This window comes from Acinetobacter sp. YH12102 (assembly GCF_013419125.1).
GTDB classification, from domain to species: domain Bacteria; phylum Pseudomonadota; class Gammaproteobacteria; order Pseudomonadales; family Moraxellaceae; genus Acinetobacter; species Acinetobacter pseudolwoffii.
Window position 1 is genome coordinate 316097 of record NZ_VPAS01000004.1, and the last position, 19944, is coordinate 336040.

The 19944-nt window shown below is 40.0% G+C and carries 23 protein-coding genes; 15 read left to right on the forward strand and 8 right to left on the reverse strand.

Going from position 1 to position 19944, the window contains the following annotated elements; all coding sequences use genetic code 11:
* Positions 1 to 50 precede the first annotated feature (50 nt).
* The 6 genes from FTU42_RS06000 to FTU42_RS06025 all read left to right on the forward strand — a co-directional run bounded on the left by FTU42_RS06000 (position 51) and on the right by FTU42_RS06025 (position 5981).
* Positions 51 to 728: a M48 family metallopeptidase gene (locus FTU42_RS06000; RefSeq protein ID WP_180083163.1), complete on the forward strand. Its 678-nt coding sequence runs from the start codon at positions 51 to 53 to the stop codon at positions 726 to 728.
* 202 nt (positions 729 to 930) lie between these two features.
* Positions 931 to 1986: an N-acetyl-gamma-glutamyl-phosphate reductase gene (argC, locus tag FTU42_RS06005; protein WP_180039757.1), complete on the forward strand. Its 1056-nt coding sequence runs from the start codon at positions 931 to 933 to the stop codon at positions 1984 to 1986.
* 77 nt (positions 1987 to 2063) lie between these two features.
* The gene (locus FTU42_RS06010; protein WP_180083164.1) at positions 2064 to 2813 is read left to right on the forward strand and encodes a DUF6776 family protein; all 750 of its coding nucleotides are present in this window, start codon (positions 2064 to 2066) and stop codon (positions 2811 to 2813) included.
* A gap of 18 nt (positions 2814 to 2831) precedes the next feature.
* The gene (gene clpS / locus FTU42_RS06015) at positions 2832 to 3245 is read left to right on the forward strand and encodes an ATP-dependent Clp protease adapter ClpS (RefSeq protein ID WP_005171093.1); all 414 of its coding nucleotides are present in this window, start codon (positions 2832 to 2834) and stop codon (positions 3243 to 3245) included.
* 9 nt (positions 3246 to 3254) lie between these two features.
* Positions 3255 to 5531 (forward strand): ATP-dependent Clp protease ATP-binding subunit ClpA, encoded by a 2277-nt coding sequence (clpA, locus tag FTU42_RS06020; RefSeq protein WP_005171089.1) that lies wholly within the window; start codon positions 3255 to 3257, stop codon positions 5529 to 5531.
* A gap of 96 nt (positions 5532 to 5627) precedes the next feature.
* Positions 5628 to 5981: a YnfA family protein gene (locus tag FTU42_RS06025; RefSeq protein WP_005096798.1), complete on the forward strand. Its 354-nt coding sequence runs from the start codon at positions 5628 to 5630 to the stop codon at positions 5979 to 5981.
* A 104-nt stretch (positions 5982 to 6085) separates the two neighbouring features.
* Here FTU42_RS06025 and FTU42_RS06030 read toward each other — a convergent pair whose 3' ends face one another.
* From FTU42_RS06030 to FTU42_RS06040, 3 genes are all read right to left on the reverse strand, one after another.
* On the reverse strand, positions 6086 to 6559 hold the full coding sequence (locus FTU42_RS06030) for a hypothetical protein (RefSeq protein WP_180083165.1): 474 nt from the start codon (positions 6557 to 6559) through the stop codon (positions 6086 to 6088).
* Positions 6560 to 6662: 103 nt separating this feature from the next.
* Positions 6663 to 7583, reverse strand: coding sequence for an ornithine carbamoyltransferase (argF, locus tag FTU42_RS06035; RefSeq protein ID WP_159138139.1), 921 nt, complete (start codon positions 7581 to 7583; stop codon positions 6663 to 6665).
* Positions 7584 to 7696: 113 nt separating this feature from the next.
* Positions 7697 to 8344: a TetR/AcrR family transcriptional regulator gene (locus FTU42_RS06040; RefSeq protein WP_005171084.1), complete on the reverse strand. Its 648-nt coding sequence runs from the start codon at positions 8342 to 8344 to the stop codon at positions 7697 to 7699.
* A 231-nt stretch (positions 8345 to 8575) separates the two neighbouring features.
* On the opposite strand from FTU42_RS06040, the gene prpB reads away from it, so the two are divergent.
* Both prpB and prpC read left to right on the forward strand, forming a co-directional pair.
* Positions 8576 to 9460, forward strand: coding sequence for a methylisocitrate lyase (gene prpB / locus FTU42_RS06045; protein ID WP_180083166.1), 885 nt, complete (start codon positions 8576 to 8578; stop codon positions 9458 to 9460).
* A 4-nt stretch (positions 9461 to 9464) separates the two neighbouring features.
* On the forward strand, positions 9465 to 10604 hold the full coding sequence (gene prpC, locus FTU42_RS06050; RefSeq protein WP_005096804.1) for a 2-methylcitrate synthase: 1140 nt from the start codon (positions 9465 to 9467) through the stop codon (positions 10602 to 10604).
* Between the two features lie 52 nt (positions 10605 to 10656).
* On the opposite strand, the gene FTU42_RS06055 is transcribed toward prpC, so the two are convergent.
* Together FTU42_RS06055 and FTU42_RS06060 are read right to left on the reverse strand one after the other, a co-directional pair.
* Positions 10657 to 11277, reverse strand: a complete 621-nt coding sequence (locus tag FTU42_RS06055) for an aminotransferase (RefSeq protein ID WP_373683602.1) — start codon at positions 11275 to 11277, stop codon at positions 10657 to 10659.
* Between the two features lie 98 nt (positions 11278 to 11375).
* A complete protein-coding gene (locus tag FTU42_RS06060) occupies positions 11376 to 11849 on the reverse strand; it encodes a CinA family protein (RefSeq protein ID WP_100328670.1) in 474 nt (157 codons plus the stop codon).
* Positions 11850 to 12102: 253 nt separating this feature from the next.
* Here FTU42_RS06060 and FTU42_RS06065 point away from each other — a divergent pair, with 253 nt between their 5' ends.
* Positions 12103 to 12333 carry a hypothetical protein gene (locus FTU42_RS06065; RefSeq protein WP_004280185.1) on the forward strand — a complete coding sequence of 77 codons (231 nt, stop codon included), beginning with the start codon at positions 12103 to 12105 and terminating at the stop codon, positions 12331 to 12333.
* A gap of 645 nt (positions 12334 to 12978) precedes the next feature.
* Positions 12979 to 13215, forward strand: a complete 237-nt coding sequence (locus FTU42_RS06070; RefSeq protein ID WP_005096808.1) for a hypothetical protein — start codon at positions 12979 to 12981, stop codon at positions 13213 to 13215.
* Between the two features lie 171 nt (positions 13216 to 13386).
* Here FTU42_RS06070 and FTU42_RS06075 read toward each other — a convergent pair whose 3' ends face one another.
* The gene (locus tag FTU42_RS06075; RefSeq protein WP_005096809.1) at positions 13387 to 13728 is read right to left on the reverse strand and encodes a hypothetical protein; all 342 of its coding nucleotides are present in this window, start codon (positions 13726 to 13728) and stop codon (positions 13387 to 13389) included.
* A gap of 1293 nt (positions 13729 to 15021) precedes the next feature.
* On the opposite strand from FTU42_RS06075, the gene FTU42_RS06080 reads away from it, so the two are divergent.
* The 3 genes from FTU42_RS06080 (at position 15022) to FTU42_RS06090 (ending at position 16067) form a co-directional block, all read left to right on the forward strand.
* Complete coding sequence (locus tag FTU42_RS06080; protein ID WP_180075070.1) at positions 15022 to 15312, forward strand: type II toxin-antitoxin system HigB family toxin; 291 nt, start codon at positions 15022 to 15024, stop codon at positions 15310 to 15312.
* A gap of 1 nt (position 15313) precedes the next feature.
* On the forward strand, positions 15314 to 15715 hold the full coding sequence (locus FTU42_RS06085; protein ID WP_180075069.1) for a type II toxin-antitoxin system HigA family antitoxin: 402 nt from the start codon (positions 15314 to 15316) through the stop codon (positions 15713 to 15715).
* Positions 15716 to 15926: 211 nt separating this feature from the next.
* A complete protein-coding gene (locus FTU42_RS06090; protein ID WP_005096816.1) occupies positions 15927 to 16067 on the forward strand; it encodes a hypothetical protein in 141 nt (46 codons plus the stop codon).
* A 40-nt stretch (positions 16068 to 16107) separates the two neighbouring features.
* Here FTU42_RS06090 and FTU42_RS06095 read toward each other — a convergent pair whose 3' ends face one another.
* Positions 16108 to 16743, reverse strand: coding sequence for an SOS response-associated peptidase (locus FTU42_RS06095; RefSeq protein ID WP_074382826.1), 636 nt, complete (start codon positions 16741 to 16743; stop codon positions 16108 to 16110).
* A gap of 458 nt (positions 16744 to 17201) precedes the next feature.
* Between FTU42_RS06095 and FTU42_RS06100 the strand changes: the two genes are divergently transcribed.
* Positions 17202 to 17471, forward strand: a complete 270-nt coding sequence (locus FTU42_RS06100; protein ID WP_074382825.1) for a hypothetical protein — start codon at positions 17202 to 17204, stop codon at positions 17469 to 17471.
* A gap of 439 nt (positions 17472 to 17910) precedes the next feature.
* Here FTU42_RS06100 and FTU42_RS06105 read toward each other — a convergent pair whose 3' ends face one another.
* Entirely contained in the window at positions 17911 to 18087 is a 177-nt protein-coding gene (locus FTU42_RS06105) for a hypothetical protein (protein WP_180075068.1), read from the reverse strand.
* Between the two features lie 680 nt (positions 18088 to 18767).
* Here FTU42_RS06105 and FTU42_RS06110 point away from each other — a divergent pair.
* Positions 18768 to 19934 carry an MFS transporter gene (locus FTU42_RS06110; protein WP_180075067.1) on the forward strand — a complete coding sequence of 389 codons (1167 nt, stop codon included), beginning with the start codon at positions 18768 to 18770 and terminating at the stop codon, positions 19932 to 19934.
* The last annotated feature ends 10 nt before the right edge of the window (positions 19935 to 19944 follow it).

Genomic DNA, 19944 nt, shown 5'->3' on the forward strand with positions numbered 1-19944 from the left:
ATGTGAACTTCTATAAGGAGGGGAGATTTAAATTATAAAATTATAGATAAATGACCCCAAACCTCCCTGAAATCCAAATCACTCGAAAATTACGCGCAACACGCTTGAGACTGCGTGTAGAGCCGACGCAAATTAAATTAACTGTGCCGCAGTTTTGTACACAGCGCCAAGTTCAAGAATTTTTAAAACAATCAGAACAATGGCTGATTAAAACCTGGCAATCGCAGCAGGAAAAAGTCCAAAAAATAGACCGAACGCTACCAACTGAGCTGCAGTTGTTTAATTTAAACGTGCCAGTTCAGATTCATTATCAAAGCCAGAAACATAACTTTGTTTTCGATTCTGAGAAGTTACAGCTCTGTGTCAGTGATCGACATCCTGAAGAATATTTAAAAGCCTTTGTCATCAGCTATGCCAAAGAACAGCTTCCCCTATATTTAAATCTTGTCTCACAGCAATGCAATCTGCCTTTTAAAAAGTGCAATATTCGCCAACCCAAAACCCGCTGGGGCAGTTGTTCTGCTCAGCATGACATTATGCTGAATAGTGCTTTGGTGCTATTTCCCGAAGAAATTACCCGTTATGTCGCGGTACATGAACTGGCACATACCCAATATTTTGATCATAGTTCACTTTTTTGGGCGGAAGTTCAGAAACATGATGCAAATTTTCAACAGCATCGGAAAATGCTAAAAAATACGCCGTTGCCATATTGGTGGGAAGCTTAAAATTGAACTGAATAGAGAATGAGAGGGAAATAAAGGCTTAAAATAGCCTAAGCAATATAGATATTACTTTTCCATCTCTCTTTAATTTTGAAATTGTGTTCAGTACTTATAAAAAACCAGTAATCCCCGCTGAAACAGTTTAGAAAACCTCAACTTCCTGTCATACTACGCAGTTACGAAATGGAAACTTTGATTTGAGGTAGTGATCGTGATTACTGTTGGTATTGTCGGTGGTACAGGTTATACAGGCGTTGAATTGTTGCGTCTTTTGCTACGACACCCAAATGTACAGGTGAATGTACTAACATCACGTACCGAAAATGGTCGCCGTGTAGATGACATGTTCCCAAGTTTACGCGGACATACCGATCTTCAATATTCAGATTTAAATATCGATGAACTTAAAAAATGTGATGTCGTGTTTTTTGCAACGCCGCATGGTGTTGCAATGAAACATGCCGAAGCGCTTGTGGCTGCAAAGACCAAAGTCATTGACCTGGCTGCAGATTTCCGTTTACAAGATCTGCAACAGTTTGAAAAATGGTATGGCATGCAACATACTTGTCCAGAACTGTTAAAAGACTCTGTTTACGGTTTATCTGAATTGAATCGTGAACAAATTAAACAGGCCAATGTAGTTGGAAACCCGGGTTGTTATCCAACCACGGTTCAGTTAGGTCTGGCGCCAGTATTAACATCAAGTGACGCATTAGTGAAACCTGAAAGCATTATTATTGATGCGAAATCAGGTGTGTCGGGTGCAGGTCGTAAAGCAAGCTTGGGCGGCATCTATACTGAAAATGCCGATAACTTTAAAGCCTATGGCGTAGCAGGTCACCGCCATCACCCTGAAATTGTCGAAGCCCTGGAAAATATCTCAGGTCAAAAAGATGTGTTTGATCACATTTTATTTGTTCCGCATTTGGTGCCAATGATCCGTGGTATGTTGTCGACCATCTACATCGATCTCACCGAAGCAGGACAAGCAGCAGATTTACAAGCATTGTATGAACAGTTCTATGCCAATGAAACTTTTGTCGATGTCATGCCAGCAGGCAGCTCACCAGAAACCCGTTCAGTGCGTGGTGCCAATCAGTTGCGTATAGCCTTGTACAAGCCGCAACCGACCAAGCTGGTAGTCCTGGTTGTACAGGATAACTTGGTGAAAGGTGCAGCAGGTCAGGCCGTACAAAACATGAACCTGATGTTCGGATTTGCCGAAGATGCTGGCTTAAATAATATTGGTTTATTACCATAAGAAACGTATTAGAACTTCACACACATTTAGATTTGGATTTAAATGTGTGTCTTGAATAAAGCAAACAAGAGATCAAAATGCCGAATAACGAGTCAAATACGACCATTTCTCAGGAACCAGCTGCAAAAAAATCTTTGATGAAAGGCAATACGCCCTTGGTCATTGGTGCGGCTGTATTGATCTTGAGCAGTGGTGTGCTCGGATATACCGTAGGACACCGTCAGGGTTTGACTGCGGCGGGTTATGATGCAGATGCAGAGCAACTGGTCGATGTGGTACAGACACAAAAAGCCAGTCTGGAAACATTAAATAAGAATCTGAATACTGCGGTTCAGGAGCGTGATCTGGCGGTGAGTAATGCCAATGATCTCTATCTGGCCATGACCAAGGCGCGTGATGAACAGGTGCAGGCTGAAAGTGTCGGAACCATTTATCGCGAGGTCTTACGTCAGCGTGGCGGTTTGGCTTTGGCCGTGCAAAACCTGTCGATTAAGCCTTTGCCTGAAAATGCCTTTGAATATCAGATTGATCTGGTTCAAGTTAGTCCGGGCAAAAGTCGTGCCTCCGGGAGTATTGAATTACGCTTGATTAAAGGGACTGAAATTCTGGTGGTGCCACTGGAAGACAAAAACTTTAATTTTGAAAATTATGAGCGTTTAACAGGTCGCTGGAGCATGCCAAAAGGCTTTAAGCCAGAATTTATTGAGATACGTCTCAGCGGTGCCAAACCGGTGATCCGTCGTTTTAGCTGGGAACAGGGCAAAGCAGTTGAAAATCAGTCTGCCGCCTTGTCAGAAATTCCGAAAACCGAAGCAAATGCAAATTAAGTGTGAAATATAAATCTTATGCCAAGCAATAAACGTCAAATGTGTTTAAGTGATATCAAAAATTCTTTTTATGAATCTGGAATTGTTGATTGGCATATCAGCCCGCGTTTAGCAAATGAACCTCTGGAAGGTGATGATTCTGACCTTGCTGTGCAGACTGCACCGCCAGAACTGAAACGTCCGCCCTTATATGCTGTCGTTTTAATGAACGACGACTATACCCCGATGGAATTTGTAATTGAAATTTTACAACAATACTTTGCAATGAATCTTGACCAAGCTACACAAGTAATGCTAACTGTACATTATGAAGGAAAGGGTGTAGCTGGGGTCTATCCTCGAGACATTGCGGAAACCAAAGCGAACCAAGTCAATAATTATGCTCGATCACAAGGTCATCCATTACTTTGCCAAATAGAGCCTAAAGATTAAGGGGGTTACATGCTCAGTCGTCAATTAGAAGTATCACTACGTTTGGCTGTCAGCATGGCTCGTCAAAAGAGACATGAGTTCCTGACCGTAGAACATTTATTATTAGCCTTGCTTGACAATGACTCTGCCGTAAATGCGCTTAAAGCATGTGGCGCAGACATTATCGTGTTGCGCAAGGAATTAGAAGAATACGTAGAACAGCATACCCCTAAGCTTGGTGAAAATAGTGATCAGGCACCACACCCAACAGAAAGTTTTGACCGGATCTTGCAGCGCGCGATTTTTCACGTGCAATCTAGCGGTGGTGATCGGACTGTAGAAGGTGCTGATATTCTGGTTGCGATGTATTCTGAGCGTGACTCATTTGCCGTCTATCTATTGAAACGTCATCAAATTAATCGCCTTACGCTAACTCAGTACCTGTCTCATGGTACGCGTAAAGAAGAAGTACAGGGTGAAGAAGAAATTGAAGACCTCGATGGTGAGTCTGCATCTTCAGCCAGTTCAGGTCCGCTTGAACTGTATACGACTAATCTCAATATCGAAGCGCAAAAGGGCAAGACCGATCCACTGATTGGTCGTGAAAAAGAAATTGAACGTGCCGCTCAAATTCTGTGCCGCCGCCGTAAAAATAACCCACTTCTTGTCGGTGATCCGGGGGTCGGTAAAACCTCGATTGCAGAAGGTTTGGCATGGTTGATCGTTAATGGTAAAGCGCCAAAACCACTCGAAAATGCTGAAATTTTCAGTCTGGATATTGGAGCATTAGTTGCCGGAACAAAATACCGTGGTGACTTTGAAAAACGCTTGAAACAGCTTTTAAATGCGCTGAAAAAGAAACCTGAAGCTGTGCTGTTTATTGATGAAATTCACATGATTATTGGTGCAGGCTCCAGTATGGGCAGCACCATGGATGCATCGAATCTGATCAAGCCTGCATTGGCCAATGGCACTTTACGTTGCATTGGTTCAACCACTTTTCAGGAATACCGTCAGGTCTTTGAGAAAGATCATGCTTTGTCACGCCGTTTCCAGAAAATCGATGTGAATGAGCCATCTATTTCTGAAACCATTGATATCCTACGTGGCCTGAAATCGAAGTTTGAAGATTTCCATCATGTGCAATATGACGATCAGGCATTGGTATCTGCGGTTGAACTTTCTGCGAAGTTCATCAATGACCGTTTCTTGCCAGATAAAGCCATTGACGTGATTGATGAAGCAGGTGCGCAGCGCCGTTTAAAAGCTGAACAAGATGACAGTTTGATCACGGTAGAAAATATCGAAGATATCGTGTCGAAAATTGCGCGTATACCACCAAAAACGGTCTCTAAAGATGACAAGAGCGTACTGGAAAATCTTGAGCGCGATCTGAAACGGGTGGTCTTTGGTCAGGATGAAGCGATCGAAGCTTTAGCGTCTGCCATTAAACTGTCTCGTGCTGGTTTGAAATCTCCAGATAAACCTGTGGGCAGCTTTGTTTTTGCTGGCCCAACCGGTGTCGGTAAAACTGAAGTGACCAAGCAGCTGGCTAAGCAGATGGGCGTAGAGCTGGTTCGCTTTGATATGTCCGAGTACATGGAACGCCACGCGGTGTCGCGTTTAATCGGTGCACCTCCGGGCTATGTCGGTTTTGATCAGGGTGGTTTGTTGACTGATGCGATTCACAAAAATCCACATTGCGTGCTATTGCTTGATGAGATCGAAAAAGCGCATCCAGATGTCTTTAACCTGTTATTGCAGATTATGGATCATGGTTCCTTGACTGACAATAACGGACGTAAATCGGATTTCCGTAATGTTGTCCTAGTCCTCACCACCAATATTGGTGCTGAAAGTATTTCACGTATTAGCATTGGCTTTATGGAACAGGACAATAGCAACGATAACCAGGAAGCGATGAAGAAAGCCTTCTCTCCGGAATTCCGTAACCGTCTTGACGGCGTGATTCAGTTCAAGGCATTGCCAAGCAGCATCATTGAAAATGTCGTGGATAAATTCCTGACCGAACTTCAAGCGCAACTTGATGATAAGAAAGTCATGCTGGAAGTGGATCAGAGTGCGCGTGAATGGATGTCAGAGCAAGGCTATGACCGTTTAATGGGCGCACGCCCAATGCAGCGTCTGATTCAGGAACACCTGAAAAAACCATTGGCAGAAATGATCCTGTTTGGTGAACTGGCTGAAAATGGCGGTAATGTTGCAGTGTCGGTGAAGAAAGAAAATGGTAAAGCTGTTGGCTTAAAACTTGAAGTCTTTGAAGACCAGACTGCTGAACCTGCTTAATCAATATGAAAAAATAAAACCCGTGCAAGCACGGGTTTTTTCATGCACTCATATTTTAAATCATCAAATTCATTCATACAGTTCAAAAGACAAATCATGGATATTCAAATTACCAAGCTGCTCACCACTTTTTGCCTGTTTCTGGTCACGGCATTGATGGAAATTTTAGGCTGTTATTTTCCCTACCTGATTTTAAATCAGGGAAGAAGTCACTGGTTGTGGATTCCAACAGCTCTGGCTTTGGCGGCTTTCGTCTGGCTACTCACCTTGCATCCGGCTGCTTCTGGACGGATTTATGCCGCTTATGGTGGCATCTATATTTTTTCGGCGCTAATGTGGTTGCGCTTCGTTGATCAAGTAACGCTGTCACGTTGGGATTTACTTGGCGGGATGGTGGTAATACTGGGGGCACTGATTATAATTCTACAGCCGCAAGGTTTGGTGCGTTAGCAGGATATAACAGCAAACCTCATCAAAAAGAGGTAGCTATAGCGACCTCTTTGTTTTCTTGATGTTTTAATCCTGAATAAAAGCCAATATCTTATTTCTTTAGACTATTTCAATTTGCAATCTTTCTGGGAAATGTCAGTTTTATAGGTTTGTGTTTGCGAGCTCAGGCTGAGCTCGACCTTGTATGGGTTTTCAATCTGATAGCGATGCTCAAAGAAAATCTCGCAATTATTGAGCAGATTATTACGGATCATTTTCATCACTTCTTTGCGGCCCAGATCTTTTTCAAATTGGCTAAAATCCGGTGTGGTGATTAAACCTTTTAATGTGGTTTTATTGGCACTTAACTGTAATTGTTCAATAATTGTATTCTGATCGATCTGTAAAGGTAAAGTTCTGGAATCTTCTGCACTGAGTACCGCGAGTAATTCATTCAGTTCAGCTTTTTTCTGAATTTTAAATTTGCTGTCAATAATATTTTTTTCCTGAAGATATTGGTCAAATTCAGAAGCATGAACGGAGAAGGTGGCACTGCTAAAACCTGCCAAGAGTGCCAAAGCCCAATATTTTTTTTGCATTGTATAACATCACTTTTTATTCCATTTCAACAATGATTATAAGAGCTGAGACAAAAAAAGCACCAGAGATTGGTGCTTAATTTGTGAAGATTCAGCTTTTAATTTAGTCTTTTTTCAGATTTTCATTAATCAGGAATTCAACCAGGGCTTTTTGTGCGTGCAAGCGATTTTCAGCTTCATCCCAAACCACGGCATTTTTATGGTCAAGCAAGTTTTCTGAAATTTCTTCGCCGCGGTGCGCAGGTAAGCAGTGCATAAACAAACAATCCGGATGCGCAAGATCCATCAGGCGTTCATTCACTTGATAGCCTGCAAATGCTTTCTCACGGATTTTTTGTTCTTCTTCTTGGCCCATGCTTGCCCAAACGTCAGTCACAATCAGGTCAGCATTCACGGCTGCATCTTCCGCGGTATCGACCAGTTCAACACAATGCGCAAATTCAGACAGGAATTTTTCTTGTGGTTCATAACCTTTTGGCGCTGCAATTTTAAGATTAAAGCCCCACATGTGTGCTGCTTCAATATATGAATTACACATGTTGTTGCCATCACCGATCCAGGCAACAGTTTTACCTTCGATTGAGCCGCGTTGCTCTACATAGGTCTGCATGTCAGCAAGTAACTGGCAAGGATGGTGATCATCTGTTAAAGCATTAATCACAGGAACTTTTGAATAAGATGCAAAACGTTCCACGATATCATGACCGAAAGTACGGATCATCACGATATCTAACATGCTTGAAATCACGCGTGCAGAATCTTCAATCGGTTCACCGCGGCCTAACTGGGTATCGCGAGAAGACAGGAAAATTGCGCTACCACCAAATTGGCTCATGCCAGCTTCAAACGAAACACGCGTACGGGTACTCGATTTCTCAAAAATCATGCCCATCACTTTACCAACAAATGGTTGGAACACTTCATTGTTATGCTGTTTGCGCTTAAGCTCAATTGCGCGTTGCAAAATCTGGTTAAGTTCTAAAGTTGATAAATCGCGTAAGGTGAGAAAGTGACGGAGAGCCATTCGTTACTCCACAATAATTGCCGAAAAACTCGATCAACAATCAGTTGTTGGTTAGTTTAAGAAAAAATACGGAATCGGCTAATATACTATAAGCAATGAAAAATGCAAAAAAACTAGACTTTTTGATGACCGTCTAAAAAGCGATCCACACAATAACTGATGTATTTGTCGATTTCCTGATCATCTTCTTGTATGGAAATTCCCATCAGGATGCGCCATTCCAGATTACGCAAAATACCAAAATATAGCTGAGCCGAATATTGCGGATTTTCACAATGCAATAAGCCTTGAGCATCTGCCTGTTCTAATGCAGTGGCAATCGCACTCTGGACATGTACAGGACCGTGTTCATGAATATGCTGAGCCAGTTCTGGATTACGCTGACTCTGTTCCAGAACCAGACGCATGAAGGCTGAGTTTTCAGGTTGCATGATCTGATGATAAAAATTCAGCAAGGTGTGAACCAGATAACTACGAAAATCCAGTGCCATCAGTTCGATCGGAATGCTGATATCTTCAAAAAACTTGATACGACGATAATCACAGATGGCCTTAAACAAGCCTTCTTTATTGCCAAAGTACTTATAAATGGAGGCCTTGGAGCCACCTGCGTGCTGAACAATATCATCGAGAGACACAGCATCATAACCCCGTTCCAGAAACAGCTCGGTTGCACTGTTCAGCAGCGCAATACAGCGCTCATGACCACGTTTGGTCTGCGGCAGGTCTTTGGCGAGCGGTTCTAGGACGAGGTCTTGCATAGGAGATAATACATCAACATGTCAATAAAGATTGAAACGCCATCATAGCAAATATATGTACATATTTCATAATTGCACCGCATAAGCGCAGTATTTGCCGGATTAGGTAAAGTAAAACTTAAAAATTTGACTAAAGTTTTAGAGTATTTGTTCTATCAGATTGTGGAATGAGCAAGCCAAATGAGTATACTCGAGTTTCAATAATTATAGCCAAGACTGTGGAAAAGGAAGATGACAGAACAAATGTCTGCAGGTCTAAGATTTAGACAAGCACTTGAAGTCGAGAAACCATTGCAAATTATGGGTACGGTAAATGCCTATGCTGCCATGATGGTCAAACAAGTCGGTTATAAAGCCATTTATTTATCAGGTGCGGGTGTCGCGAATTATTCTTATGGTTTGCCTGACCTGGGCATGACCAGTCTGGATAATGTTCTGGAAGATGTACGCAGGATTACAGAACGTGTTGATACACCTTTATTGGTCGATATCGATACCGGTTGGGGTGGCGCATTAAATATTGCCCGCACGATCAAACAGATGATTGCAGCTGGTGCAGCCGCAGTGCATATTGAAGATCAGGTGGCACAAAAGCGTTGTGGCCATCGTCCAAATAAAGAAATTGTGTCACAGCAGGAAATGGTCGATCGTATTAAAGCGGCGGTCGATGCGAAAACCGATGCAAACTTTGTGGTCATGGCGCGTACCGATGCGCTACAAAAAGAAGGCCTGCAAGCGGTGATTGATCGTGCTTGTGCCTGTGTTGAAGCGGGTGCAGATGCAATTTTTGCCGAAGCGATGACCGATATCACCATGTATCGCACCGTATGCGATGCAGTTGGTGTGCCAGTCTTGGCAAATATTACCGAATTTGGTGATACACCGTATTATACGGTAAATGAGTTGGCAGAGCAGGGTATTGGCATGGTGCTGTATCCATTATCAGCGACACGTGCCATGCAAAAGGCAGCCCTTGAAGTGATGCGTTCGGTGCGTGAACACGGCACTCAGGTGAATGTGCTGGATATTATGCAGCAACGCAAAGAACTCTACGAATTTTTAGATTATCACAGCTTCGAAGACACATTAGATAAACTGTTTAAACAGGAGAATTAAAAAAATGGCTGAAGGAAAAGTACTCACCGGCGCAGGATTGCGTGGACAAGTGGCAGGGAAAACTTCACTCTCAACTGTAGGCAAAAGTGGCGCAGGTCTGACCTATCGCGGTTATGACGTGCAGGATCTGGCTGAACATTGCCAGTTTGAAGAAGTGGCTTATCTGATTTTCTTTGGCGAACTGCCAACTTCAGAGCAGTTAGTTGCCTATAAAGCCAAATTAAAATCTTTGCGCACGCTACCTCAAGCCTTAAAAGAAGTGCTAGAGCGGATTCCTGCCGATTCTCATCCGATGGATGTAATGCGTACTGGCGTATCGATGCTGGGCAATCTTGAAACTGAACTGTCTTTTGAACAGCAACAGGATATTGCAGACCGTATTCTTGCCACTTTACCGGCAATTATCTGTTACTGGTATCGTTATAGCCATGACGGTGTGCGTATTGAAGAAAATACGGATGATGATTCAATCGGTGCACAGTTCCTGCATTTATTACGTGGCGAAAAGCCAAATGAACTGCATGAACAGGTGATGAATGTTTCTCTGATTCTATATGCAGAGCATGAATTTAATGCTTCGACCTTTACGGCGCGTGTATGTGCATCGACTTTATCTGACATGCATTCTTGTATTACCGGTGCAATCGGTTCCTTGCGTGGCCCTCTACATGGCGGTGCTAACGAAGCTGCAATGGATATGATCGAAAACTGGACTTCGCCTGAAGAAGCTGAACGTGAAATGCTGGGCATGCTGGAACGTAAAGAAAAAATTATGGGCTTCGGTCATGCGATTTATAAAGACAATGATCCGCGTAATGGCATCATCAAAATCTGGTCTGAGCGTTTAGCCAAAGATGTCGGTGATACGGTACTTTATCCGGTCTCAGTGCGCTGCGAAGAAGTGATGTGGCGTGAGAAGAAATTATTCTGTAATGCCGATTTCTTCCATGCTTCGGCTTATCACTTTATGGGCATTCCAACCAAGCTGTTTACCCCGATTTTTGTCATGTCACGTGTCACAGGTTGGGCAGCACATGTGATGGAACAGCGTGCAGACAACCGTATTATCCGTCCAAGCGCGGATTATACTGGGCCTGAACTGCGTAAAGTAGTACCGATCGCCGAGCGTTCTACAGCGGCTTAATATTTATTAATATCTTGAATAAAAAATAAGGTCTCAATCGAGACCTTATTTTTTATCGACTTAACAGGACTGGATCTTCAATGCTATAGCCTGTTTCAAAAGGAATCCCCAAATACTTGACTGTCACCAGCGTTTTATTCTGTTTAGGAACTTTATAGGCCTGGCTAATTTTTAGACCTTGCTGATAACTGATCGCTTGATGAGTCGGACTTTTTTGTGAGCCAGATTTTACTTGATATTGATAAGTCCATTTTGGCACTTTTTCTTGTGGATCGTACCAGGCAGCTGCCGTCCCTGTTGTGGTTTTTAAAATTTTAAGTTGTGGCTTTGAACTTTGAATCGGACTCAGCGGAACTAAACGCTTTTTGATTTTGGCAATGTCCTGATCAAACTTGCGACTGTCTTGGTCATAATCAATACGTTTGGTTTTTGGATTGATATATAAGGAGTTGACCTGAATCAACTGATTCGGTTTTGCGGATTTAAAATTATAATAATACAGCTGTGGCAAGCGCCCACGACCATCAAGGTAATGACGCATGACATAGAGCTTTTGCTCTTTGACTTCATAGCCTAGAATTTCAATATTTTGTGGGCCACCGACCGTAGCAAAAGCCAGACTGGGCAAGCCAAGAGGGAGCAGAAACAGCGCAGTTTTAATATTCATGGTTATTCTACCCGCAAAAAATAGATTAGCATTTGATCATGCTAATCTATCTTAAAATACAGTAGAAATAATGAAGCTTGTTGCGGCGTAATTATAAAACTAGATTAATGATTCAGTAGATTAATCATATCGTGTGCAACCACGGCAGACAGTTTATTCAGACGTTCGAGTGGAGTACCTTTCAAATAATACTGGAATTGATGCACTTGAGTACCATCATTAATTGCTACAAAAAAAGTCCCTTCCGGTTTCTCTGGTGTCGCACTACCACCGGGTTTAAGCAAACCTGTACAGGCAATAATCCAGTCTGCATCCCGGAACATCTTTTTACCCGCGTCTGCCAGGGCAACAGTAACTGGCATGGATTCGGCAGTGTAACTATTGATCAAAGCCTGGGGAATGTTTAATACCGAAGTTTTCACACCAACATCGTAGCAGACCAATCCACCGGCCAGAATTTCGGCGCCGTCAGCTTTACAGATGGAAAACTGGCTACATAGATATCCAGAGCTTGCACTTTCGATAAAGGCAATTTTTATATTTTTCTCTTCGAGTAAGTTACAACAGGTCTTTATCATAGTCTATATATTTTCTTTATGATCCGAGTGGTTTTAGCTTAATTTAGACAGATTTTTTCTGTCGTTCAACTCCGAGTATATTTATATTTTTATGAAAGTTAAAATTTTTCATGGATTAGTACAATTTGATACTGATTTGATCACAAAACCTGAGTGGTTAAAGCTTAGACTATTTTTTCAAATAGAGGTTTCTTCTCAAGCTGAACAGTGGTAAAAATAAAAATAAAGTGCTTAGTGAAAGTAGGGCGTTAGAATGAAAACCACAGTAAAATATGTAGTCTTAAAAAGTCTTGACTACCAATTGGGTACACCATTATTTCAGGAAGAAATTGATGCTGATGGTCAATATTTTGATCAGATTCCAAGCACGATTTCTTATCAGAATTTACAGTTCAAAGTAAAAAGCAAAGAGCTTAAACGTTTACATCTGGCTGAAGAGCAGGAAGATACCCAAACGATTATTGTTAAAGTTGTGAATATCTAAGATAAACCTTAAAGTGAATAAGCCTCTTTTTTTAAGAGGCTTATTATTTGGCTAACATTAAGTTAATAAAAGCTTTTTAAAAATAAAAAATTACCAAAATTAATATCAGTCTGATTGATAAATATCTTTTATTAAAATCAAGATAAATTGGAAACAACTTAGTCGTTATACGTGATTCAATGTTGCTTATCGTATGTTGGTTTATTAAAAAACTGTTTAGAACATTACCTTTTGCATGTTTTATTCCATTTTGAAGAATATTAATGCTTAGACTGAGTTATTGAATTTAAGCATAAATATCATAAGCATAGGTTTTTAATATATTTTACTTGATAATATATTGTTATTTTTTAAAATATTTTAAATGTCTTTTTTATATATTTTACTCAGGTTAAGTTATTCCTTTTATTGAATAATAAAAATTTCGAAACATATTATCTTTCATCATGTGTCTATTTTATTGGATAAAGTAATTTATGTTGCTTATTAATCTTGATTTCAACTACTTGGCTTACCATTTTTTACATTGAATTAATCTGTAACAGGTTATAGGTTGGAGAATTCTGAAAAATGCGTAGAGTAGATATTAAGTCGAAACTCTATCGGCTTTTAATTAATTTAAAGCAAATAGTAAGGAGTTACACCATGGCTAATAATCAACAGCAAGACCAACAGAAACAGCAACAACAGCAAAACCAACAAGGTACGCAAGATCAACAGCGTCAGCAAAACAACCAGCAAAACCCAAACCAGCAACAAAATAACCAGCAGCAACAACAGCCGCAGGGACAAAATAACCAACAACAGCGTGATCAGCAGCAACAACAGCAGCCACAGCGTAATCAGCAAAAAAACCAGCAATCTCAACAAGATCTGGAATAATCAACAGAACTAGCAGCCATAATAGAATTAACCAGCAGCGTGGGTATGATTCATAAGATCTGCCAAAACTGTAGCGTTAATTCTGTTTAAGCTGTACGTTCATGAAAAAACCGCCTGAATCAGGCGGTTTTTTTAGGGTAAAATTTGGTTATAGAAGTTAATCAGTATGAATTAACACTGGATATTGGCTTTCTGCTTATAAAAGCTTAAGGCATTGTCTAAATCTGTAAGCAGTCCTTTTTCTGTATATTCCTGAGGCATAAGTTTTAATAAAGCCGGCATATAACGAGTTTTATATTCTTTAGGATATTGTTCACAGAGTATGCGTGTTCTTTCTTCTGGACTAATACTGGAAGAATCTAGTTTGTCCAGATAAGCACTGAGTTGATTATCTGATTGTTCAAATTGGGCTTTGAGGGCTTGATCAGGTTCCGCTGAACTGTCGGCTTGCTGCTTTTGGCAGCCACTTATTGTCAGACTTATCAACAAAGTAATCAGTATACGATTTATCATGATGTCAAAATCTTGTTATTTGTCATATCAAAAATTATAGAGAGAAATAGCCAAAAAGAAAGCAGTCATCTACCAACTTTAGAAGAAGTCAAAAATTCCTGATATTCACATACAGTACAGCAACAGGGAATTTTATCCTAAAAAATGAACAAATTTATTGTTATGCATATTGATCTAAAGTGTCCATCTGTTTTCTCTTAAGCATAAAATTTAACGAATAAAATATATTTTGCCTAAATTAAAGCCATTCAATTAAGAAAAGTAACGCTTATTGCACATTTAGAAACATAGCCTCTATATATCACACACAGATTGACTGCTGGGCCAGTGATATCTTGGCTTCATTCCAAGAACTTAATGAAAATAATTAGAAAATCAGCACATTATAAAGCCTGCTTAATTTAGGAGAGTTAAGCAGGCTTTTTCTTGTTTATAAACACGGATTGCTCAATGAGAGCTTTTTACTTTAATTATTCTCTTTCACATAAGTTTTCATATACAACATAAAGCCTGAAAATTCTCTCAAGAGTGAAACATGAATAGATGGTATTTATATATCTCTTTTTATAAAAAGACAGGGCAAAGCTATGATGAGATGTATATGTGCATTTGGCATGGGCGTGATGGTAGGTTGTTGTTTTAAATCTTGCAAAGAAAAAATGTGTCATATGATGGGCAATGATCATTGTAAGAAGGATCAAAAGACTAAAAGTGAAGAGCCTGGACGAACTTAAATACCAGAAACTTAACTTTGCTTAAATTGTGAAATGTATTCAGGCGGTTAAGTTATTACTCAGGTCGTGATCCGATTATTCCGTATCGAGTTATTGAGTCTTAAAATCAATACAAGCTTAATCACTGATTAAGCTTGTTACACTCAGGAGAAAAGCATGATCCAGTTTATATTTTGTTTATTTGGCCTTCATGGTGCGACTGAAATCAATTACACCTGTGATCATGAAGAGGTGAAAGAGTGTCGTGATTGCTTGAAAGATATTGAATAATGCTCCAATTCACCGGATGTGTTAATGAAGCTCAATCCCCGTTCAATCATCAGTTGGCGGGGTTTTTGTTTGTGGGTGAAATTTTTATAATAAAAATCCAAGATAACGATTGAACTCAACTGGATTTAAATGATACGGGTCACAGTCTATACTTTATGAGAGTATGATTTAAATAGGATTACATGTCGATTAATGATTAAAATTGAGAACTAAAATAGCCGGATAAGAATATATTGCAAAATGCGATAATTTATATATACTAGAAATATAGCAAAATGCGATAAAATATATGCATGTGATCACCCACGCTCGAATTCTTGAAGCAACGCAAAAGTGGCCACAGGCTGGAACGGCATTAGATGGTTGGTATCGACTGATGAAGGCCAATCATCCTAAGGATTTTGCTGAGATGAAGAGACTCTTTCCCGCAGTAGATAAGGTTGGAAAGTTTCATATATTCGATATCGGTGGAAACAAGCTTCGGCTGATTGCTGTGGTGATGTATCAGGCAAAACGCGTTTATATTCGCCATGTCTCGTCTCACCATGAATATGATAAAGGTCATTGGAAGGAAGGTTAGAATGAATGCAATGATTAAACAGGCCGTTGATCACTGGCGTTATGTTGCACCATTGCTTAGCAAGCCGGAAAATAAAGATGACTTTCATACACTAACTGAAGCCCTGGATGAGCTTCTGGACATTGTCGGCGATGATGAATCACATCCTTTAATGGGGCTTATTCATCAACTGGGTGATCTGGTTTCGGCGTATGAGCATGAACACCTACCCATGCCAGAAGGTGATGGACGAACGGCCTTGGCCTTGTTGATGGAGCAACACGGGCTTAGTCAAGCAGACTTGTCTGATGTCGCGACACAATCAGTAATTTCAGAAATATTGAATGGCAAACGTCAGCTGAATATCCGTCATATCAAGGCCTTGTCTGAGCGCTTTGATGTATCGGCAGATACTTTCTTTTAATCGATGCCCGCCTAAGCTGATATTTCCATGCTGTGCTGTCTAATCAGGTAGCGCTGCTCATTTGATTATTTAAATTTCAAGTGTCGTGAAAGGTGAGAGCGCCTCCAGAAAAGTTTGCTTTTCTAAAAAGTGAATGTGAAACATAAATAATATTGATGTTTAGGATCAGATGTCATATTTATTTCTTAATGGATCGATAAAGGAGATACACATGACCAATAAATCAGAGCAAGAATCAAATCCGCAAAAAGAATCTAATGATGATAAAGGCAATCAGGATTCGTATAAGGGCGTGAAGCCAGAGAAAAAACCCAATGCAGAACCGGAAAATCCATTGAGAGAACAAAAATAGCTCTTTCACATTCTAAAAGCCCTAACTTGCTTTAGGGCTTTTAGTTTTTCGACAACCGGTGATCTCTGGGTTTCGCTCTAAACTCATCTCTCATTTCAAAGAAAAACTCATGAGCTTGTTCATGATCGCAGCATAACCAATCATGGCGTGATTCTTCAGGAATCACAATAATCGAGCGCTTCTCGTCATCTGGATGGTGGAACTGTTTCATCAATAGGTGTTGATCGGAATTTATAGTCAGCATCGAAAATGATCTGATTTTTTCACCCTCAATGAGCACATCATCATAAATGGCTGCAACGGTAAAAGGGTTGCCATCTTCACGTGAAATACCAAACCAGTGCGGTTTTCCATCGATATATTTAGGTTCATAGAAAGTATCCACGGGCACTAAAGCAAACTGGTTATTTTTCCAGGCATGTCGAAAACTTGGCTTGGACGCTATTGTTTCAGTTCGGGCATTGTAAGTATGTCGACCATATTTTAATTCTTTCGCCCAAAAGGGAATCAGTCCGAAACGTGCAATATCTAACTCAAACCCCTCAGCACCTCGCATCATGATAGGAGCAGGTGCTAAGGGGTAAACATGTGATTTCATGTTCAATTCAAGTTGTTCTGCATGAAGATCTAATAAAGAGAGCTGACTTTTTGAGGGGAATTCATAGTTTGAACACATGACCGACCTCTTTGCTTAGCATTCTGATCTGCGATAACAATTAAACTATAAGAATGATGACCTCAAAACAATTCGAAATCGTAAATGTAGTTGGGTCTGGAAACGGAATTTTTATGGTGAATATGAATGTAATTTTTCGCCAATGGATGAAAAATAATCTTCGATAAAATGAGCGCCCAGATTCCATTGCTATAGTTTTATTTCCAGTTTTGCCTCCTTTGCCTGAAGGAGCTATCTTTTGCGCAGAAAGGTCATGCTGCATTTTATCTTTTGTTTATTCGGTCTTCATGGTGTCACAGAAATCGAATGCCAAGCGGATGGTAAAGAAGTGAAAGTATGTCGTGACTGCTTGAAAGAAGAAAGAGTTACATAAACGGTAAGAAAAGCTTAAACATTCTTATCACTATTAATTCAGAATAGGCATTCACAATAAAACTCATAATTTTAGAGAATATAGAATGCCTAGAAATAATTATTTACCCGCTCTAGAACAAGTTTATGAGTTTTTAAAAGAACGTCCTGGCTTTAAAGAGAAAAGTGAGTTTGATAAGTCAGTAGAGTATTTTAGAACGCTGCACGAAGGAGAGCCTCAGGAATTTAAAGTCCAAGCATTCCATAACATTAGTGGTAAATTTGGAAATAAAGAAATACTGAGCATAAGTTCTGCACCTAAATTTACGGATAAAAACAGCTTCCTTAATTGGGTTGATATGCACATCAACAATTAGGTTTTGACGTTAGAACAGCTTATCCAATGGTCAGCTTTGTTATTTTCTACCCATACATTAATTAACATGGAGTACAAAAAACACTCTAAATTAAGTTGGAAAACTACACATTTGAATGCTAATTTTTGTATTCAAATCTGACAGTTAATGAGGTGAGCAATGAAGTTGTTGACTTTGTTTGGTGTAGGCGTAGCCGCAAGCTATTGTTATAAATCTATGAAAAATGGCAAGCTCGCTCTTTCCAGACCAAATTTTGATGAAAGTGTAAAACGATTTGTACTGCAAGAATTCGCAGCTTGTAAGAATTAGATCTATTGGATTAAAGAGCTCATCGTAGGATGGGCTTTTTTATTTCTCAGGCTTTTATGGAAAATGTTTATCTTTTGAATGCAAAAAGCCTATCAGGGAGATAGGCTTCTTTTATTAATTCAACATAATATTATGAGTTTTTCTTATTCGCCTGATTTTTTTGATCATTTTGCTCTTTGGTTATAGGAGCTGGCTCTCCTTGATTCGGTTTTTGCTCTTGCTCATTTGGCTTAGGTTTGTTCTCAGTCGCATTATTAGAAAATTGATTGAAAGACGCTTTTTGAGCAGTATTTGTATTAACTAACATAAGTTTCTCAATTTTAATTGTCGAAGATTCGACCTGCCAAGAATGGCATATTAAAAGCACTTACAATGAGATGATTTAGAGATGCGAGTGTAGCGATATGTAGGATTTCGAGATTTATATCTTATTCATATTTCACCATATTTTTGAATCATGGTGCAGGTAGATGATTTGTCTACTAAAGTGCGAAGTCAGTGGAATTATCGGATATTGCTTCGATACCTAAACTCCACAATGAGTATTTTAGTTCTAAAAATAGGCCTCTTAAATAGAGGATTGAAGATTTTAAATCAGTGGCTTAGCTATTTGGAGAGAAGATTTAAAGCGTGTTTTTATTTCAAAAGTATTCAATATTCCCGTAACTTTGCTTTATTAAGTATCAAAGGTGAATTGAAATAACTCCTTCTTAAAAATATTCCCATTTTTATCCGAGGTTGCTCTATAAAAATAGATTCATGTTTTCACGCATTGTAAATGCCTTTCAATATTGATTTTTTACTTTAGCCACATTTAGCCATAAACTTACGAAAATTTCGTGCCTTAGGGTGCAGTCTACAAATTTTTTTAAAATATATTTTCTGTGGATTTGTAGACCTTTGAACAGCAAGTAAGGGCAATTCAATGCAATATGACGCAACTATTAGTATTTATAAGCCATTGAAGATGCAAGGGAATACAATCTAATGCAAGCACTTGCAATCAGTACCAGACTGGGAGGATTCTATTTTTTCTACTATGCGATTGTGGGCGCATTCATGCCGTTCTGGAGTCTGTATCTGGAAGATCAAGGCTTTAACTATCAGGAAATCGGTGTTTTATCTTCTATTGCGATTCTCACTCGGTTTTTTGCGCCTTTTATTTGGGGCTGGATTGCAGATAAATCTGGTAAGCGCATGTTGCTGGTACGGATTGCCACCTGGATGGAAGCCTGTATCTGGTTGATGATGTTTATCATTCCTAACAGCTTTCAGTCAGTGGCTTTACTGATGCTGATTTTCAGCTTTTTTCAAAATGCGATTTTGGCACAATTTGAAGGCGTGACTCTATTCTGGCTCGGAGAAAAAAGAGCAGAGCTCTATGGCAAAGTACGAAAATGGGGATCTGTCGGTTTTATAATCGGTGTATTCGGCTTAGGTACCGTCTTTGAAATTATCAGCATCAGTATGTTGCCAGTCTTGTTGCTCTGTATTTCATTTCTGGCCTTTCTCTGGTCATTTACTATTAAAGAACCAAGGACGGCACCCACTGCACAGAAACAGCTCGAACCTTTATGGCCGATATTCAAACGTCCTGTCGTGTATAGTTTTTTTCTGATCGAATTAATTCTGTTATTTTCGCATGCACCGTTCTATAGTTTTTACAGCAATTATCTAAGTCAGGCTGGATTTAGTACCAGCCAGATTGGTTTGCTGTGGTCAGTCGGAGTTATTGCAGAAATTATCATGTTTGCCTATGCGACGTTCTTTTTGACACGCTGGTCATGGCGTCATCTGGTCACGCTATGCTTGTTAATGACTGGATTAAGATGGTTCATCGTTGGGGTATTTCCTGCTTCATTTACGGCACAGTTTTTTGCTCAAACGATTCACGCTTTCAGTTTTGGTTTATTTCATATGATCGCAATGCGGGTAATTTTCCAGAACTTCTCTGCAGGGCAACAAGGGCGTGGACAGGCACTTTATAGCACCATGTGGGGGATCGGGGTAGCAAGCGGTAGTATTCTGGCTGGTTATTATTGGGATCAAATAGGCGGAACATCTATCTTTATCGCTGCTGCGGCATCGACCTTGTCTGGTTTATTGCTGGTTTTCGGGTTGCCTAACAAAGTCGAACTGCAAAAACAGGCTTGAACATATTATC